This window comes from Pseudomonas sp. GW456-L13, from assembly GCF_017350115.1.
GTDB lineage: Bacteria > Pseudomonadota > Gammaproteobacteria > Pseudomonadales > Pseudomonadaceae > Aquipseudomonas > Aquipseudomonas jessenii.
The window spans coordinates 2,003,499-2,029,912 of sequence record NZ_JACNAS010000002.1 but is presented as its reverse complement, the minus strand read 5'-3'; the positions used below and the strand labels follow the sequence as shown (position 1 = coordinate 2,029,912).

Genomic DNA, 26,414 nt, shown 5'->3' with positions numbered 1-26,414 from the left:
ACTCACGCCAGAAGTCTTTATGGCGGAAGAATCTGTGACATAGGCCAAAATGCCATCATTCATTTTTCGCGCGGATGTCTTCTTTGTGTAATCTGGACCGAAGCGCTGTGCTGTGGCTTCGATGAGCGAATGTTGAGTACCCGGGCCTTGCCGGTACAGGGGCCTTGGGGTTTTGGCTGAAAACACGTCGGGCAAGCCGCCCGCTAAGGATTTTCTGGCATGCCGCGATTGCATCGAGCTTTGGCCTTGATTGGATTGCTGTTGCTGGTTCAGGGAGCGGCGGCAGAAAAACTGCGGCTGGTCGCTGATGCCTGGCCCCCCTTTACCGATTCCACGCTCGTCAACGGTGGTCTGGCGACGGATATTGTCAGTACCGCGCTCGCCAGGGCCGGCTATGCCAGTGAATTCGAGCAAGTGCCCTGGGCACGGGCCTTGATGGGATTGGGCGAGGGCCGATACGACGTGTTGGTCAACGCTTGGTACAACGACGAGCGTACAAGACTCGGCCAGTTTTCCGGCGAGTACTTGCTCAATCGCGTCCGTTTTCTCAAGCGCAAAGACGCGCCCGTCGAGTTCAACACCTTGCAGCAATTGCACACGTATCCGATTGCCATCGTGCGCGGTTACGCCTATTTGCCAGAGTTCGACAAGGATGACTCATTGCAGAAAGTCCCTGTGCACAGCTTCGCCATGGCCGTGCGCATGGTCGCGGCCGACCGGGTCAAGCTGACGCTGGAAGATGAGTACGTTGCCCGCTACTACCTGGCCCGCGAGTCACCCAAGGTACGCAACGCCGTGGAATTCCTGCCCAAGGCTTTGAGCGAGAACAGCCTGCACATTCTGGTCAGCCTGAAGAATCCGCAGCATGAGCAGATCGTCGCCGGTTTCGACCGCGAGATCGCGGCCATGAAGGCGGACGGGAGTTATGACAAGTTGATGAAACAGCACGGGATGTGAGTGGGTTGAGCCAGTCTCTGTGTTGTTGCTGATGGCCTCATCGCGAGCAAGCTCGCTCCCACAGTAGATCTTCAGTCGACACAAGTTTTGTGAACACCAGAGCCCCCTGTGGGAGCGAGCTTGCTCGCGATGAGGCCCGCCCAGACACCACAGATCTCAATCCTCACTGGTGTCCTTGATCAGATGCGCCGCCAACGTCCTCAGCGGCCCCAACTGCCGGCAGATCAGCGCCAGTTGCGTCTGCACCAGCCGCTGCCCCTCATCGATTTCATCAGGCATCTGTTCCAGTTCATTGGCCAGTGCTTCTTCTTCATCGCTCTGAATTTCAATCGAAGACTTGCTCGCCAGCCCTTGGGCGATCTCGTCGATGCTGGCGGCCAGTTTCACTCCGGCCCCTTCGATCAAATGTTCACGCACGTCCGTCGGCAGTTGGATTTCCCGGTGCGCGCCCAGGCCCGACAGGTAACTGAGTAGCGTGTGTGACAGCACCAGGAAGCGGAAGCCCACATCCGCCTCCTTTCGGAAATGTCCCGGCTCCATCAGCATGTTGGCCAGAGTGGTCGACAGTGCCGCGTCGGCGTTGTGCGCGTTGCGGCGGGCCAGGCGGTAAGCCAGGTCGTCGCTTTTACCCGCAGCGTATTGCTGCATGATCTGGCGCAGGTAAATGCTGTTGCAGGCCAGGGTGTTGGCCAGCACTTTGTTCAGGCGTCGGCCCTGCCAGTCCGGCAGGAACAGGAACACCGCCAGCCCGGCAATCAGGCTGCCGAGCAAGGTATCGAACAAGCGTGGCAGGAACAGTCCGTAACCGTCACCTACCTGGTTGAAGCAGAACAGCACCATCAGGGTGATTGCCGCCGTCGCCAGGGTGTAGCGGGTGGTGCGGTTGGTAAAGAACACCACCCCGGCGGCGATGGCGAAGCATGACTGGATCAGCGGGTTCGGGAACAGGTCGAACAGCGCCCAGGCCAGTGTCAGGCCAATGGCGGTGCCGATGATCCGTTGACCGAGTTTGCGGCGAGTGGCGCCGTAGTTCGGTTGGCAGACGAACAGCGTAGTGAGGATGATCCAGTAGCCTTGGGACGGGTGAATCAAATGCACCATGGCGTAGCCGATGCTCAAGGCCAGGGGCAATCGCAGGGCATGGCGGAACAGCAGCGAGGTCGGCGTCAGCTGCGTGCGCAAGCGAAGCCACACGTCCTTGAGGCTGCGCGGCGAACGGTCGAGCAGGCTGCTGTCGGTGGCGTCGGCCAGGGCGTCGGGGTTACTGGCATCGCTGAGCAGGCGGTCGAGGGTGCCGAGGTTGGCCGCCAGTGCCCGCAGTGAACGCAGCAAGCCGCGCCAGGCCGGGTTGCTCTGGATGCGCAGGTGTTCGAGAGAGGCATCCAGGTCGCTCAGTGCCTCGGCGAAACTGGCGTCATAGGTGAACGGCTGGCGCATCTGGATCGATTCGGCCAAGGCCCGGCAGGCCTTGCCTTGCTGGCGCAACAGGCGCTGGCAGCGGAACAGTACGTCGCTGTGGAAGAAGGCGTCGGCCAGGGCGTTGTACGGGTAGTGCGACGAACTGGCACGCTCGTGGATGTCCTGGGCGAGGAAGTACAGTTTGAGGTAGCGGCTGACTTTCGACCCCGGGCGCCCGTTGCCGACCCGGTGCAGGATGATCTCCTTGGCGGCGTTGAGTGCCGCCACCACCCGGCCGTTCTGTTGAGCCAACTCCAGGCGCCGCGCCTCCACGTCCATCTGTCGGATCGGCTCGAACAGCGAGGATTTGAGCTTCAGGTAAAAGCCCAGCTCGCGGAACAGCCGCGCCAGGCTCTGCTGCACCGGCTGATTGGAAAACAGCGCCTGCCACAACACCGACAGCAAGCCGTACCAGGCAGCACCGGCCACCAGCAGCATCGGCTCGTGCCAGACGTCGGTGACCGCACCGCCACGCTGGTCCACGCCGATCATGGTGTAGACCGACAGGATCAACGTCGCCGAGGCAATCGCACCATAACGCTCGCCGAGGGCGCCGAGCATGGTCAGGCAGAACGCGGCCAGGGCGAAGGCGATGATAAACAGCGGGGGGTAGGGGAAGAGCAGTTCGACGGAGAGGGCGGCGACCGCGAAACACACCAGCGTCACCGCCAGTGCGTTGAGACGGCCCTGCCAGCTGTCGTCGGTCTCGGCCAGGGCACTGGCGATGATCCCCAGGAACAACGGGATCAGAAGGCCCATTTCATCCTGATACCAACACAGCGCCATGGTGCCGGTCAGGGCAATGAATACCCGCACGCTGTAGCTGAACTTATCCAGCGCCCAAAGGCGACGCAGAGACTGGCGGAACGAAGTCGATGACATGAAATGCGAAGGCCTTCCGAGGCAATGACGCTAAATTGAGCCACTAATGACGCCGACGCAATGGCGTCGATCACATCAGACAGCAAAATCTGTTCCTTGTCAGGCACTTCAAACCACTGTGGGAGCGAGCTTGCTCGCGATGGCAGCCTGTCAGTCAACATCTCTGTTGAATGTTATGGCCTCATCGCGAGCAAGCTCGCTCCCACAGGGGTTGTATTGATTTTTGAATCAGACGTACTGCGCAGCCGCGTAGCCCGATGCCCACGCCCACTGGAAGTTGAACCCGCCCAGATGCCCGGTCACGTCGAGCACTTCGCCGATGAAGTACAGCCCCGGGCTCTTCAGCGATTCCATGGTCTTGGACGACACTTCATTAGTGTTGACGCCGCCCAGGGTCACCTCGGCGGTGCGATAGCCTTCGGTGCCCGCCGGCACGACTTTCCAGCTCGCCAGTTTTTCCGCGATATCGGCCAGTTCCGCGTGGGTGTACTGCTTCATCGGTTTGGAGACGAACCAGTTGTCCGCCAGCAGATTGGCCATCTTCTTGGTGAAGATTTCACCGAGCAGGGTTTTCAGCTCGCTGTTGGGGCGTTCGGCCTGTTGCTGTTGCAGCCAGCTCGGTACGTCGTGATCCGGCAGAAGGTTGATCTCGACGGTATCGCCGGATTCCCAGAACGACGAGATCTGCAAAATCGCCGGGCCGCTGAGGCCGCGGTGGGTGAACAGGATGTTCTCGCGGAAGCTCTGGTCGTTGCAGCTCACCAGGCAATCCACCGACGTACCGGACAACTCGGTGCACAAGGCTTTGAGCTGATCGGTAATGGTGAACGGCACCAGGCCGGCGCGGGTCGGCAGCAGTTCGTGGCCGAACTGCTTGGCCACTTGATAGCCGAAACCGGTGGCGCCCAGGGTCGGGATCGACAGGCCACCGGTGGCGATCACCAGGGATTCGCAGGTGATTTGGTCAAGCGTCGTGTCGAGCAAGTAGCCTTTTTCAAGCCTCTCGATGGTCTGGATCGAGGTGTCCAGGTGCAGGCTGACGCCGACCTGATTGCACTCGTTGAGCAGCATTTCGAGAATGTCACTGGATTTGTTATCGCAGAACAACTGGCCGAGTTTTTTCTCGTGGTACGGCACGCCGTGCTTGGCCACCATGCCGATGAAATCCCACTGGGTATAGCGGGCCAGGGCGGATTTGCAGAAGTGCGCGTTCTGCGAGAGGAAATTGCTCGGTTCAGTGTACATGTTGGTGAAATTGCAGCGGCCACCGCCCGACATCAGGATTTTCTTGCCAGCCTTGTTGGCGTGGTCGAGCAGCAACACCTTGCGCCCGCGCCCGGCGGCGGTCAGTGCACACATCAACCCTGCGGCGCCAGCGCCAATGATCACGACTTCGGTAGAGCGCAAAACGGTGTCCTCACAAAAAACTATTGCGGTCCCTGTAGGAGCGAGCTTGCTCGCGATGGGCGTGAACGATAACGCTGGCAGTCTGGCTCACCGCGGTGAGCTCAGGTTTTTCGCGAGCAGGCTCGCTCCTACAGGGGGAAGTGCGTGTTGTTACAGGATGCGAACGCGCAACGAACGGCCCTTGATCTTGCCGTCGTTCAAACGCTGCAAGGCCTGCTTGGCGACGCCGCGCTCCACGGCCACATAGGCCTGGAAGTCGAAAATCGCGATCTTGCCGACCTGGGCACCGGGGATGCCGGCGTCACCGGTCAGTGCGCCAAGAATGTCGCCCGGACGAACCTTGTCCTTACGGCCGCCAGCGATGCACAGGGTGCTCATCTGCGGCAACAGCGGACCACCACCCTTGGAGGTGAGGTTGTCCACCTGATCCCAGGTCAATGGTGTCTTCTGCAATTGCTCGATAGCCTGGGCGCGCTGTGCTTCGGACGGCGCCACCAGGCTGATCGCGAGGCCTTTCTCACCGGCGCGGCCAGTACGGCCGACGCGGTGAATGTGGATTTCCGAATCACGGGCCAGTTCGACGTTGATCACCATGTCCAGGGAATCGATATCGAGGCCGCGCGCTGCGACGTCGGTTGCCACCAGCACCGAAGTGCTGCGGTTGGCGAACATCGCCAGCACCTGGTCGCGGTCACGTTGTTCCAGATCGCCGTGCAGGCCGACGGCGGAGATGCCCTTGGCGGTCAGGTGATCGACGGTTTCCTGAACTTGCTGCTTGGTGAAGCAGAAGGCCACGCAGGAGGCCGGACGGAAGTGGCCGAGCACCTTGGTCACCGCACTCATGCGGTCATCCGGGGAAATCTCGTAGAAGCGCTGCTCGATCTGCGTGTCGTCGTGGAACGCCTCGGCCTTGACCTGCTGCGGGTTGCGCATGAACTTCGAGGCCAACTGCTTGATGCCTACCGGGTAGGTAGCGGAGAACAGCAAGGTCTGGCGACGTTCCGGAGCCTGCATGATGATTTCTTCGATGGAATCGTAGAAACCCATGTCGAGCATGCGGTCGGCTTCGTCGAGGATCAGGGTGTTCAGGCCGTGGAGCACCAGCGAGCCCTTGCGCAGGTGCTGCTGGATGCGCCCCGGCGTGCCGACGATGATGTGCGCGCCGTGTTCCAGCGAAGCGATCTGCGGGCCGAGGGACACGCCGCCGCACAGGGTCAGGACCTTGATGTTGTCTTCGGCACGGGCCAGGCGGCGGATTTCCTTGGCGACCTGGTCGGCCAGCTCGCGGGTCGGGCACAGGATCAGCGCCTGGCAACCGAAGTAACGCGGATTGATCGGGTTCAGCAGGCCGATGCCGAACGCGGCGGTCTTGCCGCTGCCGGTCTTGGCCTGGGCGATCAGGTCCATCCCCTTGAGGATCACCGGCAAGCTTTGCGCCTGGATCGGCGTCATCTGGGCATAACCGAGGGAGTCGAGGTTAGCCAGCATGGCGGCGGACAGCGGCAAAGTATTAAATTCGGTGGCGATGGTGGTCACGGGACTGGCCTGCAAAACAAAATGTCGCGCAGTGTACCAGCCCGGTGGCCATTCGCCCTAAGGCTCTATGTGTTCTTCCGGACGTTTGACTCGCCGTCCGTCATTCCGTGACAGCTGGGAAAAGATCGTCGCGGCCAGCATTGCCATGATTCCAACCGTCACAAACGTCAGTTGAAAGGCGCCCAAAACCGTGTCCACGCCGTCATTTCCGATCTCGGCCGTGAACCCGCCGAGCAATGCACCGGCGCAGGCTACCCCCAGACTCAGTGACAATTGCGCGACCACCGACAGCAGGCTGTTGCCGCTGCTGGCGCTGGCATCGTCGAGGTCGATCAGGGTCACGGTGTTCATTGCGGTGAACTGCAAGGAGTTGATCGCGCCAAGGATCGCCAGCTGGCACAGCAGCAGCCAGTACGGCGTCTGCTCGCTGACCAGGCCCATGCTCGCCAGCATGATCCCCAGCGCCAGGGTGTTGCCGGTGAGCACGATGCGGTAACCCAGATGTTCGATCAGCGGCCGCGCCACCCACTTGGCGATCATCGCCGCCGCCGCCAGCGGCAGCATGCTCATCCCGGCCTGGGACGGCGAATAGCCCAGCGCCACTTGCAGCAGCAACGGCACCAGAAAGGGCAGGGCGCCGCTGCCGAGGCGGGCGAACAGGTTGCCGAGAATGCCCACGGCAAAGGTCCGGGTCTTGAACAACGACGGCGCGAACAGCGGGTTTTCGATATGCCCGGCACGTAGCCAGTACGCTGCCAGGCACGCCATGCCGCCGAACAGCAGCAACATCACCCGCAGGTGCGGCAGGTGCAGTTCGCCCAGGCCTTCCATGGCGATGGTGATCAGAATCATCGCCGCGCCGAACAGCACGAAGCCCAGGCTATCGAAACGGGTGCGCTCGGTGCCGCGCAGGTCCGGGATGAACTTCCACACGGCGTAGCAACCAACCAGCCCCACCGGCAGGTTGATCAGGAAGATCCAGTGCCATGTCAGGTATTGCACCATCCAGCCGCCCATGGTCGGGCCGATCAACGGGCCGAGCAGCCCGGGAATGGTGATGAAACCCATGATCCGCACCAGCTCCGAGCGCGGGTAGGCGCGCAACACCACCAGCCGCCCGACCGGCAGCATCAACGCGCCGCCCAAGCCCTGGATCACCCGGGAGCCGATCAACTGGGTCAGGCTGGTCGACAATGCGCAGAGCAGCGAGCCGAGGCTGAACAGCAAAATCGCACTGAAGAAGATTTTTCTGGTGCCGAAGCGATCGGCGATCCAGCCGGACGCGGGAATCAGCAAGGCGACCGTGAGCATGTAGGCGATGATCACACCTTGCATGCGCAGCGGATCTTCGGCCAGGTCCCGGGCCATGGCGGGCAGGGCGGTGTTGAGGATCGTCCCGTCGAGGGACTGCATGAAGAAGGCAATGGCGACGACCCAGGGTATCCAGCGGGCAGTCACCGCGTCGAGAGGCGGGCGGTTGGGCATGGGACCTCTTGTGGATGAAGTCAATGCTAAATGATTTGTGATCACAGTCATTGTGGGAGCGAGCTTGCTCGCGATAGCGGTAGATCAGTCGACAATGATGTTGAATGAAATGGCCTCATCGCGAGCAAGCTCGCTCCCACAAGGTTCCCGGTGTTCTGGGAGTTTGTGGTTACAGCGTTAATGTGAGCCGGTTTACGAGCGCCCCCGGCAATAACGCCGACGCCGTCGCCCGCTGGCTGTACGTACTCGCCGACAGCAACAGTTCCCGCTCCTGGGTCAATGCTTCCAGCTGCGAACCGAGCAGGCTGAAGGCGCTGTCATCAAATCGCATGGTGTTGACCGGTGCTTGAATCTCGCCGTTTTCGACCCAGAACGTGGCAAACCGGGTCATGCCGGTCAGGCGGGCGGCCGGTTGATCCGAGAAGTTCAGGTACCACAGGTTGCTGATGTACAACCCGGTGCCCAGTTGCTTGAGGATGTCCGCGTCAGGCAATGCCCCGGCTTTCATGTTCAGCGCGCTCGGTGATTCACCGCCGCTGGCGCCATTGGCGGTCAAGCCGTATTCCGCGGCGCTGCGCGAGCTGACCAGTTGTGCCCCGGCCTTGCCGTCGACGATCAAGCCCAGGTCGCTGCGTGGATAACCTTCATCGGAAAACGCCGGGCTCAGCGAGCCGCTGACTTTTTCATCCAGCGAGACCAGCGGGCTGAACGTGCTGTCGCCACCGTAGAGCTTTTGCAGCGGGCTGCTTTTGCTGGCAATCGACTGTGCAGAGAATCCCCCCCAGCACAGCATGCCCATGATTTCTTCCAGCGCCGCCGGTGCCAGGTAGGCGCGGTATTGGCCGGGCGCCAAAGTGCGCAGTGGCCGGCCCAGAAACTCAAGCTGCTCGCGGGCTTGCTGGAAGCGTTTGGCAAAGCCTTCGCTGTTCCAGTCGTGCCCGGCGTAGCTGGCTTTCACGGCCTGGCCATTCTCGTGGAACAGGCTGAAGTCGAAATTGAAGCTGTTGGCCTGATGCCAGCCGAAGGCACCCGAAGAACTGGCAAAGCCGCGACTGATCGGTCCGGCAGCGTAGAAACCGACAAGATCCAGGCCTTCGGCGGCCTGGGTGATTTGCGCGACCACCTGTTCGGTGTCCGGCAGTGGATGCGACTGCACGTTGTTGCTCTGCCAGCCATTGTGGTTGAGCAGTAAATAAGGATCCGGAGGCAGCAGCGGCAAGGTTTCCCGCAGCTGTTGCAGGCCTTCGGTCAAACGTCGCAGATCAACCTGGGGATCGCCGGCCAGGGTGATGTTCAGATCGGCATGGCGGCCTTCGTTGATCAGCTTCAAGCCGATACTCGCCTGCTGCACCTGACCGGCCTGACGCACCTTGGCGTGGTTGAAACGCACGAAGGCCGACGACTCGGCGGCGTAGCTGAGGGTGAACTGCTCGGGCTCGTGCAGGGCTGCACGCAGGCTGTTGACCAGCGCCTTGAACGACGCGGACTGGCTGTTTGAAGGATTCATCAGGCGTCTCCTCCGAATACATCAACGTTGCTGAACACGCAGGCCGGTGACGCGTGGCCGACGCGGATCACCTGGTTCGGTTCGCCCTTGCCGCAGTTCGGAGTGCCGAGGACCTTGAGGGTACCGGCATCGCCGACGGCGCTGAGGCTTTTCCAGAACTGCGCGGAGATGCCCCTATAGTTGGGATTCTTCACCACGCCCTTGAGTTCGCCGTTTTCGATCAGTTGGCCCCATTCGCAGCCGAACTGGAATTTGTTGCGTGCATCGTCGATCGACCATGAGCGGTTGGTCGACATCAGCACGCCGTGTTCGATGCCAGCGATCAGTTGTTCGATGGACTGATCGCCGGGCTCGATATTGAGGTTGGCCATGCGGTCGATGGGTGGGCGGTTCCAGCCGCAGGCGCGGCTGTTGGCGACGCCGTCCATGCCGGCACGGAATTGCGACAACGCACCACCCAGCGGGCGCAACAACAGGCCTTCGCGGATCAGGAACTGTTTGCTGGCGGGCGTACCGTCGTCGTCATGACCGTAACTGGCGAGCTCCTCGGGGATGTCGGGATCGAAGGTCACGTTGAGCAGGCCGGAACCGTATTGCAGGTGGCCGAAATCGCTGGCTTTGACGAAACTGGTACCGGCGTAATTGCGCTCGTCGCCGAGGATGCGGTCCAGTTCCAGCGGATGGCCGATGGACTCGTGGATTTGCAACATCATCTGGTCGGGCATCAGCAGCAGGTCGCGCTTGCCTTGCGGGGTGTTTGGCGCCAGGAGCAATTGCAGGGCCTGATCGGCCACCTGGGCACCGGCACCGATCAGGCCGCAGCGGCTGATGACGTCCGCGGCGCCTTGCTGGCCGAAGTTCTCGCGGCCAAGGCTGCGGGTCTGGCTGTCGTTGCCGTCGTAGGCCGTGACGTCCAGGCCGGGGTACACAAAGCGTTGGGCCTGGCGCAGTTCGGCACCGGCGCTGTTGAGGTAGATCTGCTCGACGTGGGTGATACCGAGGCTGACCTGCCAGTTCACCAGGCGCTCGTCCTTGGGCACGGCGGCCGACTCGGTGCCAAGCAGTTGGAAGCAGTCGCTCAGGGACGGGAAGGCCTGGTCGAGGTTGGGTGAAAAGTAATCGGCGCGGTCGCTGGAAACAGCCTGCTCGCGCAGGTCCAGCAAGGCGTGGGGCTTGAGTCGACGGGCCTGGAATTCGGCGCGTTCGAGGGCGGCTTGCAGGCCCTGTTGCGACAGGTCGTTGGTGGCTGCATAGGCCTCGACGCCATTGACCCGCACGGTCAGCATCGCCCCTTCGTCGCGGCTCAGGCTCGGTGGTTCGGCGACGTTCTTGCGCACCGACAGGTACTGCCCGGATTCGCGCACATAACGCAGGGAAAAGAATTCAGCACCCGTGCGCAAGGCAGCGAAGCGCTGCTTGAGCTGGGGGTAGAAATCGAACATTCGTGAACCTCCTGGGTATGGAGTGGCGATGGAGCGGTGCTGCGAGGGGAGAGGTGAAACGATTGCGTGGCGCTAGATTAGGCCTGCGAGGGGGGAGGATCAAGGGTGAAACGGTGTAGAGAGGGATTATCGGGTTCGGCCGGAAGATGTGTGTTGGTTGTCAGGGCCCCATCGCGAGCAAGCTCGCTCCCACAGTAGTCCGGGCTGGATCACAAATCTGCAATCCAACCCGAAACCTGTGGGAGCGAGCTTGCTCGCGATTGGCCGTGACGCGGTGTAGCGACTTATGCAGTCTGGCTCACTTCCCGCACCGGCTTGCCCTTCACCGGCGCTTCACCCGCCACATAGTAAGTGGCGGTGCTGCGTGGCAATGGCTTGCGACCACGGATCTTGTCGGCAATTTTCTCGGCCATCATGATCGTCGGTGCATTGAGGTTGCCGGTGGTGATGATCGGCATGATCGACGCATCGACCACACGCAGGCCTTGCATGCCATGCACGCGACCTTCGCTATCGACCACGGCCATTTCGTCGGTGCCCATCTTGCACGAGCAGGACGGGTGGAACGCGGTTTCGGCGTGTTCGCGGATGAACTTGTCCAGTTGCTCGTCGGTTTGCACCTCGATGCCCGGGCTGATCTCGCGACCGCGGAAGGCGTCCAGTGCAGGTTGCTGCATGATTTCCCGGGTCAGGCGGATGCCGTCGCGGAACTCTTGCCAGTCCTGCTCGGTGGCCATGTAGTTGAACAGGATGCTCGGGTGCTGGCGCGGATCCTTGGACTTGGCCTGGATGCGCCCGCGGCTTGGCGAACGCATGGAGCCCATGTGCGCCTGGAAGCCGTGCTCTTTCACACCGTTGCTGCCGTTGTAGTTAATCGCTACCGGCAGGAAGTGGTACTGGATGTTCGGCCATTCGAACTCCGGACGGGTACGGATGAAACCGCCGGCTTCGAACTGGTTGCTGGCGCCGATCCCGGTGCCGTTGAACAGCCACTCGGCACCGATGGCCGGCTGGTTGTACCAGAGCAGCGACGGGTACAGCGAGACCGGTTGGGTGCAAGCGTATTGCAGGTACAGCTCAAGGTGATCCTGCAGGTTTTCACCAACGCCCGGCAGGTCGTGGACCACCGGAATGTCGAGTTTGTTCAGCAGTTCGGCAGGGCCGACGCCGGAGCGTTGAAGGATCTGCGGCGAAGCGATGGCGCCGGAGCACAGCAGCACTTCCTTGCGCGCCTTGACTTCAACGCGCTCCTCGGCGGCGCCGACCAGGTAACGCACGCCGACCGCACGCTTGCCTTCGAACAGGATCTTGTCGGTCAGGGCGTGGGTGACGATGGTCAGGGTCGAACGCTTCTTGGCGACGTCCAGGTAGCCGCGGGCGGTGGAGGCACGACGACCTTTCGGCGTCACGGTGCGGTCCATCGGGCCGAAGCCTTCCTGCTGGTAGCCGTTCAAGTCTTCTGTGCGCGGGTAACCGGCCTGCACGCCGGCTTCAACCATGGCGTGGAACAGCGGGTTGTTGCCGGCTTTCGGCGTGGTCACGCTGACCGGGCCGTCGCCACCGTGGTAGTCGTTAGGGCCGATGTCGCGGGTTTCCGCTTTACGGAAATACGGCAGGCAGTCCAGGTACGACCAGTCCTCAAGGCCTGGCAATTTTGCCCAGCCGTCGTAGTCCATGGCGTTGCCGCGGATGTAGCACATGCCGTTGATCAGCGAGGAACCGCCCAGGCCCTTGCCGCGACCGCACTCCATGCGACGACCGTCCATGTGTGGCTCCGGATCGGTTTCGTAGGCCCAGTTGTAGCGACGGCCTTGCAGCGGGAACGCCAGGGCGGCCGGCATCTGTGTGCGGAAATCGGAACGGTAGTCCGGGCCGCCCGCTTCGAGCAGCAGGACGGTGACGCCTGCGTCTTCGGTCAGACGGGTCGCCAGGGTGTTACCGGCAGAGCCGGCACCGATGATGATGTAGTCGAATTCTTGGGACATTGAATGCACCCTCTTTGAAGTTGGTCAGGTCGCGGTCGCTGGGACACTGCACAACCTGTGGCGAGGGGGCTTGCCCCCGTTCGGCTGCGCAGCAGTCGTAAAATCAGCGACTGCTTTCTATCTGAAGACTTGCGGTGTCTGGAGAGGGGGCTGCTTCGCAGCCCAACGGGGGCAAGCCCCCTCGCCACAGAGACCTCGCAGTACTTAGAACACCGAGACGTAATCGCCCAGCTCGACCTGTACCGATTTGATGCGGGTGAAGTTGTTCAGCGAACTGATGCCGTTCTCACGGCCGACACCCGACTGCTTGTAGCCACCGACCGGCATCTTCGCGTCGGATTCGCCCCAGGCGTTGATCCAGCAGATACCGGCTTCCAGCTGATGAATCACACGGTGGGCGCGGTTCAGGTCCTTGGTGACGATACCGGCGGCCAGGCCGAAGTCGGTGTCGTTGGCGCGGCGGATCACTTCTTCTTCGGTTTCGTAGGAGAGGATCGCCATCACCGGGCCAAAGATTTCTTCACGGACGATGGTCATGTCGTCGGTGCAGTCGGTGAACACGGTCGGCGCCACGAACGCACCCTTGGCGAATTCACCGTCGGTCAGGCGCTCACCGCCGCACAGCAGGCGGGCACCTTCTTCCTTGCCCTTGGCGATGTAGCCCAGCACGCTTTCCATGTGCGCAAAGCTGACCAGCGGACCGAAGTTGGTGTTTTCGTCTTCCGGGTTGCCGATGCGGATGCGCGCAACGCGCTCAGCGATCTTGGCTTCGAAAGCGGCCTTCAGGTGAGCCGGTACGAACACGCGAGTGCCGTTGGTGCAAACCTGGCCGGAGCTGTAGAAGTTGGCCATCATCGCGGTGTCGGCGGCGCGATCGAGGTCGGCGTCGTCGCAGATGATCAGCGGCGACTTGCCACCCAGTTCCATGGTCACGTCCTTGAGCGAAGAGCTCGAAGCGCTGGCCATGACTTTCTTGCCGGTATCGGTGCCGCCGGTGAACGAGACTTTCTCGATGCGCGGGTGTTCGGTCAGCCAGGTGCCGACTTCACGGCCACTGCCGGTCAGGACGTTGAACACGCCGTTTGGCACGCCGGCTTCGGTGTAGATCTCGGCCAGTTTCAGGGTGGTCAGCGAGGTGACTTCGCTTGGCTTGAAGATCATCGCGTTACCGGCCGCCAGGGCTGGTGCGGATTTCCACAGGGCGATCTGGATCGGGTAGTTCCACGCGCCGATACCGGCCACGACGCCCAGCGGCTCGCGACGGGTGTAGACGAACGAAGTGGTGCGCAGCGGAATCTGCTCGCCTTCGATGGCCGGTACCAGGCCTGCGTAGTACTCCAGCACGTCAGCGCCGGTGACGATGTCGACGTAGCGGGTTTCGGAGTAGGCCTTGCCGGTGTCCAGGGTTTCCAGGGCGGCCAGTTCGTCGTTGCGCTCGCGCAGGATTTCCACGGCGCGACGCAGGATGCGCGAACGCTCCATGGCGGTCATGGCGGCCCAGATCTTCTGGCCCTTTTCGGCGCTGACGACGGCGCGTTCGACGTCTTCCTTGGTAGCACGTTGCACTTTTGCGAGGACTTCACCGTTAGCCGGGTTGATGGCTTCGAAAGTGGCGTCGCTGCTGGCGTCGCTGTACGCGCCATCGATGTAGAGTTTTTGCAGTTCGAAACGGGCCATAAAGTCCTCGCAAGAGCATTAAGTGGCTGGCGCGGTTCGGTGGTTGAGCGTTTATGTGTGCTCTAACTCACCCGCTTGGCCAGTTGGGTATCCATGTATTCGTAAGCAATCTGTTGCGCCTGCTCGGTGTCGAAAGCATCTCCCGACAACGCGCCGCGCAACCACAGGCCGTCGATCAACGCTGCCAGGCCTCGGGCGGCACTGCGTGCATCATTGAGCGGCAGCACGCGGCGAAACTGGCAGCACAGGTTGGAATACAGACGGTGATCGTTGATCCGCTGCAACCTGTGCAAAGACGGCTGGTGCATGCTGGTGGCCCAGAAGGCCAGCCAGGTTTTCATTGCCGGGCCATTGACCTGGCTGGCGTCGAAGTTGCCTTCGATGATCACCTGCAGATGAGCCCTCGGGCTGTCATCTGTCAGCGCCTGTCGGCGCAGGGTGACGTTCTCGCTCAGGACGGTCATCAGGTACCCCATGGTGGCGGCGATCAGGCCATTCTTGTCCTGAAAGTAGTGACTGATGATGCCATTCGAGACACCGGCCAAACGGGCGATCAGCGCAATGCTGGCGTCCCCCATTCCGACCTGATCGACGGCCTGCAAAGTGGCTTCGATCAATTGCTGGCGGCGGATGGGTTGCATACCGACCTTGGGCATCTTGCACATCTCCTTAGGCCTTCCCGCAGACGCAGAACGTCCATCGGCTTGAGGGCCAGTCTATTTTGTTTTGATTGAACGTTCAATCAACAAAGAATAAGATCTGCGACAAATCGTCGCTGCTTACAGATTTTTCCTACATGTAAATGGCGGCAAACCGACATCCGAAATAGCTCGAAGCCTATACGCCACGGCGTCTCAAGGGCTTCGGGCTTTTTTCGGGCTGTCTTTATATCACCCGCCGGTCGGCTGCCCACTAACCGATTGGTCGGGTAACTCGTTTGTCTTGCGTTCTTCTCTCGCACTGCCCGGAGCATCTGTGCCATGAGTTCTGCCTCGCTAATAAAGACCCCACCCGAGAAGGTGACGGTCAACGGTTGGGTGTTCTACACCTCTACCGCGTTGATTCTGTTGTTGACCGCCATTCTGATCATCGCCCCGCAAGAGGCCGGCAGAATGCTGGGTACGGCGCAAGCCTGGTTGTCCCGCAGCTTCGGCTGGTACTACATGGTGGTGATCGCCGCCTACCTGATTTTTGTCGTTGGTCTGGCGTTTTCGTCCTACGGCAAATTGAAACTGGGCAGCAAAGACGACACCCCGGACTTCAGCTATGGCGCCTGGGCGGGGATGCTGTTCTCCTCGGGTATCGGTATTTCGCTGCTGTACTTCGGCGCGTCCGAGCCGCTGGACCACTACTTCAACCCGCCGGAAGGCGTGGCTGGCAGCAACCTGGCGGCCCGTCAGGCGGTGCAGTTGACCTTCCTGCACTGGGGCTTGCATGGCTGGGCGATCTACGCGCTGGTCGGCCTGGCCGTGGCGTACTTTGCCTACCGGCACAACCAGCCGCTGGCGTTGCGTTCGGCGTTGTATCCGCTGGTGGGAGAGCGTTGGGTCAAGGGCGCGGCCGGGCACGCGGTGGACGGTTTCGGCATGTTCGTGACCCTGCTGGGGCTGGTGACGAACCTGGGGATCGGTTCGCTGCAAGTGTCGTCGGGTCTGGAAAACCTGTTCGGCATGGAGCACAGCAACACCAACCTGCTGATCGTGATCATCGTGATGAGCACCGTGGCGACCATCGCTGCCGTGTCGGGCGTGGAAAACGGCATCCGCCGTCTGTCCAACCTCAACATCGTGCTGTTCAGCGGCCTGCTGATTTTCGTCCTGTTGTTCGGCCCGACCTTGCACCTGCTCAACGGCTTCGTACAGAACGTCGGTGACTACCTGAACGGCGTGGTGCTGAAGACTTTCGATCTGTATGTGTACGAAGGCGACAGTGAGAAGTCCGACCGCTGGCTGGGCCTGTGGACCCTGTTCTACTGGGCTTGGTGGATTTCCTGGGCGCCATTCGTGGGCATGTTCATCGCGCGTATTTCCCGTGGTCGCACCGTGCGCGAACTGGTAGCCGGCGTGCTGCTGATTCCGCTGGGCTTCACCCTGGCGTGGCTGTCGATCTTCGGTAACTCGGCCCTGGACCTGGTGATGAACCATGGGGCGGTGGAGCTCGGGAAGACGGCGCTGGAACAGCCGTCCATGGCGATCTACCAGTTGCTTGAGCACTACCCGGCGTCGAAGGTGGTGATCGGCGTGTCGATCTTTGTCGGTTTCGTGCTGTTCCTGACCCCGGCGGACTCCGGCGCGGTGATGATGGCCAACCTTTCGTGCAAGGGCGGCAATGTCGACGAAGACGCGCCGCACTGGCTGCGGATCTTCTGGTCGGCGGTGATCACCCTGGTGACCATCGGCCTGCTGTTCGCCGGCAACTTCGAAGCCATGCAAACCATGGTGGTGCTGGCCGGTCTGCCGTTCTCGGTGGTGCTGGTGTTCTTCATGTTCGGCTTGCACAAGGCCATGCGCCAGGACGTGCAGATCGAACAGGAGCAAGCGGAACTGGCGGCACGTGGTCGCCGTGGTTTCAGCGAGCGCTTGACCCAACTGGACCTGCAACCGAGCCAGTCGGTGGTGCAGCGCTTCATGGACAAGCACGTGACTCCGGCGCTGGACGATGCGGCTGTGCAGCTGCGTACGCAAGGCCTGGAAGTGCAGACGCTGCTGGGCAAGTCCAAGCGTTGCATGGGCGTACGGGTCGAGATGGAAGAGGGCAACCCGTTTGTCTACGAAGTCAGCCTGGATGGCTACCTGGCCACGCCAACCGAATCGGCTCAGTCCGATGAGGCGCGTCAGCGTTACTATCGTGCCGAGGTGTATCTGCACAACGGTAGCCAGGACTACGACTTGATGGGCTTCACCCAGGATCAGATCACCCGTGACGTGCTCGATCAGTTTGAAAGCCATCGGCAGCTCCTTGGCCGCGTCTATAGCTGAGTTGTGAAGTGATGCGGTGTTTCTGTCTGAGGCACCGCATCGCATTCTTCGCGAGCAAGCCCGCTCCCACATTGGATTTGTGAACACCGCAGATCAAATGTGGGAGCGGGCTTGCTCGCGAAGGGGCAATCAGCCGCAAAGCTGAATATCCCTATACCCCACAAACAAAAACGCCGCGATACTCTCGCGGCGTTTTTGTGTCTGTTGCCTTACCCCAGGTTCTTGCCGAGCAGTGCGTGATACAGCTCGCTGTCGCCAAGAATCCCCACTACATGGTTGTTATCGTGCAGCACCAGTTTGTTGCCGGTCTGATAACGAATCTGCAGCGCATCGCGCATGCCGATGTTCGAGTCCACCAGGGTTGGTCGACGACCCAGGCCTTCAACAGCCTGACCCGGTACCCAGTTCTGCAGATCCAGAGCAGAACCGTTTTGACGCGCACCTTTGATAGTGTTGCCTTCCGCCAGGTCCAGCCACGAATCGCCGCCCGGATCGAGGCACACCGAACCGTTGATGCGTTTGCAGTTGTCCAGGGTGCGCATCAGGCTGCGGCCGCACAGTACGTTCAGCGGGTTGGTGTGGGCCACGAAGGTCCGCACGTAGTCGTCCGCCGGGTTCAGCACGATCTCTTCCGGCACACTGTACTGGATGATCCGGCCGTCTTTCATGATCGCGATACGGCTGCCCAGTTTCAGGGCTTCATCGAGGTCGTGGCTTACGAATACGATGGTCTTGCTCAGCTTGCGTTGCAGTTCCAACAGCTCGTCTTGCAGACCCTGGCGGATCAGTGGGTCGAGCGCCGAGAACGGTTCGTCCATCAACAGAATGTCGGCGTCCATCGCCAAGGCACGGGCCAGGCCCACGCGTTGTTGCATACCACCGGACAGCTCGTTGGGTTTCTTGTTGCGCCACTGGGTCAGGCCCACCAGCTCTAGCTTGTCGTCCACCAGCTTGCGGCGTTCCTTCTCGGGACGACCCTGCATCTCCAGACCGAAGCTGATGTTCTCGCGAACGGTCAGCCAGGGCATCAGGGCGAACTTCTGGAACACCATCGCAATGCGCTTGGTGCGCATCATTTTCAGTTCTGCCGGGGTGCAGGAGGCAATGTCGATCTGCTTGCCTTCGTGCTCGACGAACAGCTTGCCGCGGCTGACGGTGTTGAGGCCGTTGATGCAACGCAGCAGGCTGGATTTACCGGAGCCGGACAGGCCCATCAGTACGCAGATCTCACCTTTTTCAATGTCCAGGCTGGCTTTTTCAACACCAACAATCTGCCCGGTCTTTTTCAGGATCTCGTTACGGGTCATGCCTTGATCCAGCAGCTTGAGTGCCTCGCGTGGATCCTTGGAGAAGATAACGTCAACGTTATCGAAGCGAATAATGCTCATGCGTCACCCCCTACTTTGGCGTCGGGTTGTTTGCAGATACGGTCGAGCATGATCGCCAGCAGTACGATCGCCAGACCTGCTTCGAAGCCCAGGGCGATATCAGCGGTATTCAGTGCGTTGACCACGGGTTTGCCCAAGCCGTCGGCGCCAACCAGTGCCGCGATCACCACCATCGACAACGACAGCATGATGCACTGGGTGATGCCGGCCGCGATGCTTGGCATGGCATGAGGCAGTTCAATTCGCGAGAGCAGTTGACGGCGCGAGCAGCCAAAGGCCTTGCCGGCGTCCATCAATTCTTCCGGGACATCGCGGATACCCAGGTAGGTCAGGCGGATGGGCGCGGCAATCGCGAACACCACCGTGGAGATCAGACCCGGGACCACACCCAGCCCGAAGAGGGTCAGGGTAGGAATGAGGTACACGAACGTCGGTACGGTCTGCATCAGATCGAGTACCGGACGCATTAAAGTATAGAACATCGGCTTGTGCGCGGCGACGATGCCCAGCGGCACGCCGATGATCACGCAGACCAGGGTGGCGAACAACACCTGGGCGAGGGTTTCCATGGTCTCCTGCCAGTACCCCAGATTGAGGATCAGCAGAAAGGAGGCAACGACAAACGCTGTCAGGCCCCATTTACGTTGAATGAAGTGTGCCAGTAGTGCGATTACGCCGATCAGTACCAGCGGGTTGAACCAGGTCAGCGCAAACGTCACGCCGTGGATCATCGTTTCCAGTGACACGGCGATGGCGTCGAAGGTGTTGGCGCCATGTTGCGTCAACCATTCAACGAAGCCCGCGATGTACTGGCCTAAGGGGATTTTCTGATCAATCAGCATGGTAGTGAACGTCCGCATGCAAGGAAATAAACAGCCCGGACGGCCGAGGCCGCCCGGCATAAGCGATTACTTGGCCAGTTTGGCTTTCACGGCCTCCAGGCCTGGTTTACCGTCAATGGTGGTCACGCCAGCGAGCCAGGTATCGAGCACCTGTGGATTGTTTTTCAGCCAGGCCTTGGCGGCCGCGTCAGGCTTCATCTTGTCGTCCAGGATGTTGCCCATCAGTTCGCTTTCCATGTCGACGGTGAACTCCAGGTTCTTCAACAACTGACCAACGTTGCTGCACTCCTGCGCGTAACCCTTGCGGGTGTTGGTCGCCACGGTGGCGGCACCGAAGTCGGGGCCGAAGAAGTCATCGCCACCGGTCAGGTATTGAATTTTGAAGCGCTTGTTCATCGGGTGCGGCGCCCAGCCGAGGAACACCACGGCGGTGTCGCGTTTCTGTGCGCGGTCGACCTGCGACAGCATGCCTGCTTCGGAGGATTCGACGACTTTGAAACCGGCGGTCTTCAGGCCGAAGGCATCCTTGTCGATCATGCTCTGGATCAGACGGTTACCGTCGTTGCCAGGCTCGATGCCGTAGATTTTGCCGTCGAGCTCTTTCTTGAATTTGGCGATGTCGGCGAAGTCATGCAGGCCCTTGTCGTACAGCGCCTGAGGGACGGCGAGGGTGTACTTGGCTCCCTTGAGGTTGGTGCGTACGGTTTCCACGGTGCCGGCATCGCGGTAGGCCTTGATGTCGTTTTCCATGGTCGGCATCCAGTTGCCCAGAAACACGTCCATGTTCTTGCCGTCGGCCAGGGACTTGTAGGTCACGGGCACGGAAATCATGGTGGTCTTGGTCTTGTAGCCGAGGGCGTTGAGCACGACGCTGGTGGTCGCGGTAGTCGCGGTGATGTCGGTCCAGCCGACATCGGAGAAGTTTACGGTACTGCACTGCGCCGGTTCTGCGGCTTGCGCCAGAACCGGCAGACTAAGCATGGCGGCCAACAACAACGACGGGGAACCTTTCATGGATGGACTCCTTGGTGTTTTTTTTGGCAGTGTTCCGACTGGACCACCGCACTTATAGGTTGCGGTTGGATGGCGTTCTGGAGACAGCTCTACCACGGCGCCTTGCAATCGAGTCGATATGATCATGTACCAGTGAAAATCTGACGCCTACAGGGTGCGTCGTATCCAGTACAGGGATGGTCGCATCCAGTGTCGGTGACGTCGTTTACAGATTTTTTCAGGCCCTTTTTCCCTTCTGAACCGCAAAAAAACAGCGAAAACACGGCGTAAAAGACACGCGGCGCTGGTGGGCATGAGTGCGTCGGTTAGAGACGTCGAACAACACGATAAAAGCTTGATGATGCGGTCATCTCGGCGGATTGCAGCTTGAGCGTAGCAGCTCCGTCACCGTGCGTTTTTGCGTACGCAGTGGGCCCATCCAGGAGTTCGGCAGTAATGGCTATCAGTGTTTTCGACCTGTTCAAAATCGGCATCGGCCCATCCAGTTCGCACACCGTGGGGCCCATGCGGGCGGCGGCGTTGTTTGTGCAGGGCCTGCGCGAGCGTGGGTTGCTTGAGCAGGTGCGGCGTGTCGAAGTCCAGCTGTTCGGCTCGTTGTCGGCCACCGGTATCGGCCACGGCAGCGACAATGCAGTGATCATGGGGCTGATGGGCGAGTGGCCGGATGCGATTGATCCGTCGCAAATCGGCATCTGTATCGCCAACCTGCGCGAGACCGACACGCTGCTGCTCGACGGTCGCTTGCCGGTGCCCTTCATCTGGGGCCGGGACATGCGCCTGATCGACGAGAACCTGCCATTCCATCCCAACGCCATGACCCTGATTGTCGAGGGTGATGACGGCGAGTTGCATCGCGACACCTACTATTCGGTCGGCGGCGGTTTTGTCGTCGATGAAGCGCAGGCCTCCAGCGGTGTCGTCGACCTCGACAGCACGGTGTTGCCTTATGATTTTTCCAGCGCCGCCGAGCTGCTGGAACTGTGTAAAAAACACAACCTGCGCGTGGCTGAGTTAATGATGGCCAACGAGAGGGTGTGGCGCAGCGAGGATGAAATCCGCAGCGGCCTGATGAAGCTCTGGCGCGCCATGCAGGATTGCGTTGAACAGGGCCTCAAACACGAAGGCATCCTGCCCGGAGGGTTGAACGTGCGCCGCCGCGCGGCCAAGCTGCATCGCAGCCTGCAGGAACTGAACAAACCCAACGTGATCGGCTCGACCTTGAGCGCCATGGAATGGGTCAACCTGTTCGCCCTGGCGGTCAACGAAGAAAACGCCGCCGGCGGGCGCATGGTCACGGCACCGACCAACGGCGCGGCGGGGATCATTCCGGCAGTGCTGCACTACTTCATGAAATTCAGCGAGGCCGTGACCGACGCCAATGTCGTCGACTACTTCCTCGGCGCGGCGGCAGTGGGAATCCTGTGCAAGAAGAACGCCTCGATCTCCGGTGCCGAAGTCGGTTGCCAGGGCGAAGTCGGTTCGGCCTGCGCCATGGCGGCGGCGGGGCTGGCGGAAATCCTTGGCGCCACGCCAGAGCAACTGTGCAACGCGGCGGAGATCGGTCTGGAGCACAACCTCGGCCTGACCTGCGACCCGGTGGGTGGGCTGGTCCAGGTGCCGTGCATCGAACGCAACGCAATTGCCGCGGTGAAGGCGATCAACGCTGCGCAAATGGCATTGCGCGGTGATGGCCAGCACTTCATTTCGCTGGATCGGGTGATCCGCACCATGCGCGATACCGGTGCCGACATGCATGACAAATATAAGGAGACATCGCGGGGTGGGTTGGCGGTGAGTGCGGTGGAGTGTTGAGACCGCGTTGACCCTGTGGCGAGGGGGCTTGCCCCCGTTGGGTCGCGAAGCGGCCCTAAAACTTTTACGACTGCTACGCAGCCGAACGGGGGCAAGCCCCCTCGCCACAGTAGACCAGTCAAAACTGCGCGCCAAGTGAACACCCGCTCGAAGTCGCGCCATCTTTTAGTGCGTCGCTTACAGATAAATCGTCTTGCCAGTGGTCGGGGTCATTCAAGGCTTCGACCATTCGTCACCCGTGCTTGCGGTGACACTCCTCTGCGATGCGGCGAAACGCCGTTCCCACAAGTGCTACCGAATTGCTCACAGCTTGTGGGCCAGGGCGCTTGCCAGCCCTGATGGCCATTTAAATCCCCACTCCCTGCGCGTCACATATAGACACATTCCGACGTCGTTTTTAGGAGTTATTGAACGCGCATTCAAATTTAGGCATGGCAATTGCTCTGTCATTACAAAGCCCGTCTCCCACGCGAGAACGATGGCAATAAAAAGAGCCTCCGCCTGAGGCCATCACCCGCTTTGTGTGAGGAGATACCGCGATGACGACGTTCAACTCCGGGGCCCAACCCCAGAACCGTGCGCCTCAATCCATCGGCTTTCTGCTGCTGGACAATTTCACGCTGATTTCTCTGGCCTCCGCAGTGGAACCGCTGCGCATGGCCAACCAGTTGTCCGGTCGCGAGCTTTATCGCTGGACCACCCTCACCGTCGATGGTGGCCAGGTCTGGGCCAGTGACGGCCTGCAAATCACCCCCGACGCTTCCATGCACAAAGCCCCGCCGATGGACACCGTCATCGTGTGCGGCGGCATCGGCATCCAGCGCACCGTTACCCGGGAACACGTGTCATGGCTGCAAAGCCAGGCTCGCCAGTCCCGCCGCCTCGGCGCGGTGTGCACCGGCAGCTGGGCCCTGGCCTGCGCCGGCCTGCTCGATGGTTTTGATTGCAGCGTGCACTGGGAATGCCTGGCGGCGATGCAGGAAGCTTTCCCGCGCGTAGCGATGAGCACCCGCTTGTTCACCCTCGACCGTAACCGCTTCACCAGCTCCGGCGGCACCGCGCCGCTGGACATGATGCTGCACCTGATCAGTCGCGATCACGGACGTGAACTGTCGGCGGCCATTTCGGAAATGTTCGTTTACGAGCGCATCCGCAACGAGCAGGATCACCAGCGTGTACCGCTCAAGCACATGCTCGGCACCAACCAGCCGAAGTTGCAGGAAATCGTCGCGTTGATGGAGGCCAATCTTGAAGAGCCGATCGACCTGGACGAACTGGCGGTGTATGTCGCGGTGTCCCGTCGTCAGCTCGAACGGCTGTTCCAGAAGTACCTGCACTGCTCGCCGTCGCGTTACTACCTCAAGCTGCGCCTGATCCGCGCGCGCCAGCTGCTCAAGCAAACGCCGATGTCGATCATCGAAGTGGCTTCGGTGTGCGGGTTTGTGTCCACGCCGCACTTCTCCAAGTGCTACCGCGAATACTTCGGCATTCCGCCACGTGACGAGCGCGTAGGGTCCAACACCACCCAGCAAGTGGCGATGATGCCGTTGCCTCAAGCGCTGGTGCTGTCGCCGTTGTCCGGGCCGTTGTCGGCGCTGAGCCAGGCGCGTAATGAGTCGACGTTTGCCAGTGTAAGGCTTTAAACCGAGGCGCTCCCTTCGCGAGCAAGCCCGCTCCCACATTGGAATGCATTTCAATGTGGGAGCGGGCTTGCTCGCGAAGGCTGTTTATCGGCCTGTGTGGCTCTGCTGATACTCCGCCAGCGCCGGCAACAACTGCTTGTCGATCGCCTGGCGCACCGCCGGCAGGATGGTCGCGCTGCTGGTGTACATCTGTTTGACCATGGTCCGCAGGGTCATCGCCCGTACATCGTTCAAACCCCGTACCGCACACTCGCAGGCTTGCTCGGCGGTGGCGCCGGTGGGCACCTCGAAGCCCAACGACTTGAGTTGGCCCAACAGGTCTTCCTGGTCTATCAAATCGGCGTGCATCATGACGCAATCCTTCTTCAGGGAACGGTGTCTTGGTTCGATTCTGGTAGGGGTGCCGGGTGTCGGCAAGGGCGAATTGTCGCAATGGCAGCATTGGCTATGAACAGGTCGTTTTCGGGCAACTTGCCGGCCAAAGGAGGGGGCACACTGGACTCAGCTCGCTTCACGAAGGTTTGGTCACCCTCGCACGGCAGCTCCTCAACAGTACCCTCTGCCTCGATCCTGTCACGGCTTGATCGGGGTTTTTTTTTACTTGTGAATCCGGGAAATATTCGGTGTCTGGACTGGCGCCATCGCGGGCAAGCCACGCTCCCACAGGATCGGGGTTACCACAGATTTGGTGAACGACGCCAAACCTGTGGGAGCGTGGCTTGCCCGCGATGAACGATGACGCGGTCTAGCGCTGTAACACGAGGATGCGCGACAACAATTCATCCCGGTCGACATAGCAACCCTGGAAATGCCGCGCCCCAGTGGCGGGATCGAAGGCATTGCGCGCATGCAAGGTGCGGCGGTTGTCGAAGCACCACAGCTCACCGGGATTGAGCCTCTGCATCAGCCTGAAGCGGGGCTCGCGGGTCATCGCGATAAAGCGCCGGTAGGCCTGATACAACTTGGGCATCTGCTCCACCGACGCATCGAACGGACCGCGCAGAAAGTTGGCCATGCGGATTTCCGACACCTGCCCCAACGTATCCAGGGCAATGATCGGTGCCAGGCAGCGGTAGTCGCTGTGACGGTCCTTGTTGCGAAACTCCACGGGGATTTCGCAGAGGCTTTTGAAAGATTCGGGGTCTTCCCGGCGCAAGGCGTCGGCAATGGCAAAGCCGTCGACAAAAATGCTCTCGCCACCCTCGGCGTCATTGACCAGGCAATGCAGGAATTGCAGCCCCGGTTGCAACTCCCGGGTTGGCAAATCGCTGTGCAGCGGCAGGTTGAACGCGGTGTAGGCGTTGCTGTCGGCGTCGGCCTTGGATTGCACGTTGAACAGCACGCCGAAATTGCTCTCGCGGATGAAGGAAATCCGTTGGGCGATCAGCTTCAGAGAGCCGGGTTCGGTGAGCACGCCACGGACTTGGGTCAATCCGACATCCCGTACCGCCAACAACCATTGCAACAAGGCGTCGGAGTCGTTCATCAGCGCCTGATACTCGAATACCGGCAACTGCAAATTACTGTGCCAAAGCCTGGCTTTTGGCTTGCGTGCCTGGCGCTCGGCGCGGGACTCGTCGTCATAGGCGTGGGCGCGCAGCCAGCCGGGGTCGAAGCGGCTGCTGTGGCCGTCCTGCCAATCAACCGACAGGCAACCTTCGGTGTCGATGTGCACTTGGTCAGGGATCAAGTCTTGAGCTGTATCGACGATTTCCAGCACTTGCTCGCGGGTCACGGTGTACACGCACTGGGGGCACGGGCAATTGTCTCTCAGCCATTGATGGTGGAAGGGGCTGACGCGATTGTCGGCCCACTTCACCAGAACACGGTCCGCCAGGGTCTGCACGGCAGTCAGCGCGCTGATCAACGGATAGGTACGAAAGTCGGCAAAGGCAGCGGCGGTGTTCATGGCGATCTCCTTGTTATTTTTTTGGGGGTAATGCGATCACTCGGCCAATGTACTCGGGCGCTGGCAGGTCCGCCTGTTCGGCGACGATGGCTTGCAGCTGGCTCAAGGACTGCTCGCTGAACGGCGCCGAACGCGGCCCGGCGAGGTCCACGTGCAGCAGCATCTGTTCATTGCCAGCCAGTTCCCGGGCATCACCCACCAGATGCAGGCTGTGATAGAGGTGCACGCGCTTGTTGTCGTGGGCGATGATTTGGGTGTGCACTTCGACCTGGGCGTCGAGCTTCACCTCGTGCAGGTAATTGAGGTGCAGTTCGAGGGTGAACAGCGAGTTGCCGCTGGCCTCGCGGCTGTTGCTGTCCAGGCCCAGGCGATCCATCAGGGCATCGGTGGCGTAGCTGAAAATCAGCAGGTAGAAGGCGTCGCGCAGGTGGCCGTTGTAGTCGACCCAGTCGGGGATGATGGTGGTTTGGTAGGTGGTGAGGGTGGGCATGG

19 protein-coding genes are annotated in these 26,414 nt (G+C 60.9%); 4 read left to right on the top strand and 15 right to left on the bottom strand.

All coding sequences use genetic code 11. The annotated features are described in order from the left end of the window. The first annotated feature begins 219 nt into the window (after nt 1-219). On the top strand, nt 220-957 hold the full coding sequence (locus J4D25_RS23400; RefSeq protein ID WP_057712971.1) for an ABC transporter substrate-binding protein: 738 nt from the start codon (nt 220-222) through the stop codon (nt 955-957). A 156-nt stretch (nt 958-1,113) separates the two neighbouring features. On the opposite strand, the gene yccS is transcribed toward J4D25_RS23400, so the two are convergent. From yccS to betI, 9 genes are all read right to left on the bottom strand, one after another. Then, nucleotides 1,114-3,297: a YccS family putative transporter gene (yccS, locus tag J4D25_RS23395; RefSeq protein ID WP_057712972.1), complete on the bottom strand. Its 2,184-nt coding sequence runs from the start codon at nt 3,295-3,297 to the stop codon at nt 1,114-1,116. Nucleotides 3,298-3,525: 228 nt separating this feature from the next. Continuing rightward, complete coding sequence (locus J4D25_RS23390; RefSeq protein ID WP_057712973.1) at nt 3,526-4,704, bottom strand: NAD(P)/FAD-dependent oxidoreductase; 1,179 nt, start codon at nt 4,702-4,704, stop codon at nt 3,526-3,528. Between the two features lie 150 nt (nt 4,705-4,854). Continuing rightward, complete coding sequence (dbpA, locus tag J4D25_RS23385) at nt 4,855-6,192, bottom strand: ATP-dependent RNA helicase DbpA (protein WP_235863953.1); 1,338 nt, start codon at nt 6,190-6,192, stop codon at nt 4,855-4,857. A gap of 105 nt (nt 6,193-6,297) precedes the next feature. After that, entirely contained in the window at nt 6,298-7,725 is a 1,428-nt protein-coding gene (mdtD, locus tag J4D25_RS23380; protein WP_057712975.1) for a multidrug transporter subunit MdtD, read from the bottom strand. 169 nt (nt 7,726-7,894) lie between these two features. Next, entirely contained in the window at nt 7,895-9,232 is a 1,338-nt protein-coding gene (locus tag J4D25_RS23375; RefSeq protein ID WP_057712976.1) for a TldD/PmbA family protein, read from the bottom strand. Further along, entirely contained in the window at nt 9,232-10,674 is a 1,443-nt protein-coding gene (locus tag J4D25_RS23370; RefSeq protein WP_057712977.1) for a TldD/PmbA family protein, read from the bottom strand. The genes J4D25_RS23375 and J4D25_RS23370 overlap by 1 nt, the downstream gene beginning before the upstream one ends. Nucleotides 10,675-10,958: 284 nt before the next feature. Continuing rightward, a complete protein-coding gene (betA, locus tag J4D25_RS23365) occupies nt 10,959-12,659 on the bottom strand; it encodes a choline dehydrogenase (protein ID WP_057712978.1) in 1,701 nt (566 codons plus the stop codon). Between the two features lie 204 nt (nt 12,660-12,863). Beyond that, on the bottom strand, nt 12,864-14,336 hold the full coding sequence (gene betB / locus J4D25_RS23360; RefSeq protein ID WP_057712979.1) for a betaine-aldehyde dehydrogenase: 1,473 nt from the start codon (nt 14,334-14,336) through the stop codon (nt 12,864-12,866). Nucleotides 14,337-14,398: 62 nt separating this feature from the next. Continuing rightward, nucleotides 14,399-14,992, bottom strand: a complete 594-nt coding sequence (gene betI, locus J4D25_RS23355; RefSeq protein ID WP_007985937.1) for a transcriptional regulator BetI — start codon at nt 14,990-14,992, stop codon at nt 14,399-14,401. Between the two features lie 381 nt (nt 14,993-15,373). Between betI and J4D25_RS23350 the strand changes: the two genes are divergently transcribed. Continuing rightward, on the top strand, nt 15,374-17,314 hold the full coding sequence (locus J4D25_RS23350) for a BCCT family transporter (RefSeq protein ID WP_241781147.1): 1,941 nt from the start codon (nt 15,374-15,376) through the stop codon (nt 17,312-17,314). A 209-nt stretch (nt 17,315-17,523) separates the two neighbouring features. On the opposite strand, the gene choV is transcribed toward J4D25_RS23350, so the two are convergent. From choV to J4D25_RS23335, 3 genes are all read right to left on the bottom strand, one after another. Then, nucleotides 17,524-18,702 (bottom strand): choline ABC transporter ATP-binding protein, encoded by a 1,179-nt coding sequence (gene choV / locus J4D25_RS23345; RefSeq protein WP_047534342.1) that lies wholly within the window; start codon nt 18,700-18,702, stop codon nt 17,524-17,526. Then, nucleotides 18,699-19,544: a choline ABC transporter permease subunit gene (gene choW, locus J4D25_RS23340; RefSeq protein ID WP_057716544.1), complete on the bottom strand. Its 846-nt coding sequence runs from the start codon at nt 19,542-19,544 to the stop codon at nt 18,699-18,701. Before choW ends, choV begins: the two co-directional genes overlap by 4 nt. Before the next feature lie 66 nt (nt 19,545-19,610). Beyond that, nucleotides 19,611-20,558 carry a choline ABC transporter substrate-binding protein gene (locus tag J4D25_RS23335; RefSeq protein WP_057712981.1) on the bottom strand — a complete coding sequence of 316 codons (948 nt, stop codon included), beginning with the start codon at nt 20,556-20,558 and terminating at the stop codon, nt 19,611-19,613. A 435-nt stretch (nt 20,559-20,993) separates the two neighbouring features. On the opposite strand from J4D25_RS23335, the gene J4D25_RS23330 reads away from it, so the two are divergent. Continuing rightward, complete coding sequence (locus J4D25_RS23330; protein ID WP_057712982.1) at nt 20,994-22,370, top strand: L-serine ammonia-lyase; 1,377 nt, start codon at nt 20,994-20,996, stop codon at nt 22,368-22,370. 539 nt (nt 22,371-22,909) lie between these two features. Next, a complete protein-coding gene (locus J4D25_RS23325) occupies nt 22,910-24,013 on the top strand; it encodes a GlxA family transcriptional regulator (RefSeq protein WP_007975492.1) in 1,104 nt (367 codons plus the stop codon). 84 nt (nt 24,014-24,097) lie between these two features. Here the strand turns inward: J4D25_RS23325 and J4D25_RS23320 are convergent, their stop codons facing one another. The 3 genes from J4D25_RS23320 to J4D25_RS23310 all read right to left on the bottom strand — a co-directional run bounded on the left by J4D25_RS23320 (nt 24,098) and on the right by J4D25_RS23310 (nt 26,412). Further along, complete coding sequence (locus J4D25_RS23320; RefSeq protein ID WP_007995656.1) at nt 24,098-24,364, bottom strand: hypothetical protein; 267 nt, start codon at nt 24,362-24,364, stop codon at nt 24,098-24,100. 394 nt (nt 24,365-24,758) lie between these two features. Further along, a complete protein-coding gene (locus tag J4D25_RS23315) occupies nt 24,759-25,922 on the bottom strand; it encodes a gamma-butyrobetaine dioxygenase (RefSeq protein WP_057712983.1) in 1,164 nt (387 codons plus the stop codon). A gap of 13 nt (nt 25,923-25,935) precedes the next feature. Continuing rightward, entirely contained in the window at nt 25,936-26,412 is a 477-nt protein-coding gene (locus J4D25_RS23310; protein ID WP_057712984.1) for a thioesterase family protein, read from the bottom strand. Nucleotides 26,413-26,414 lie beyond the last annotated feature (2 nt).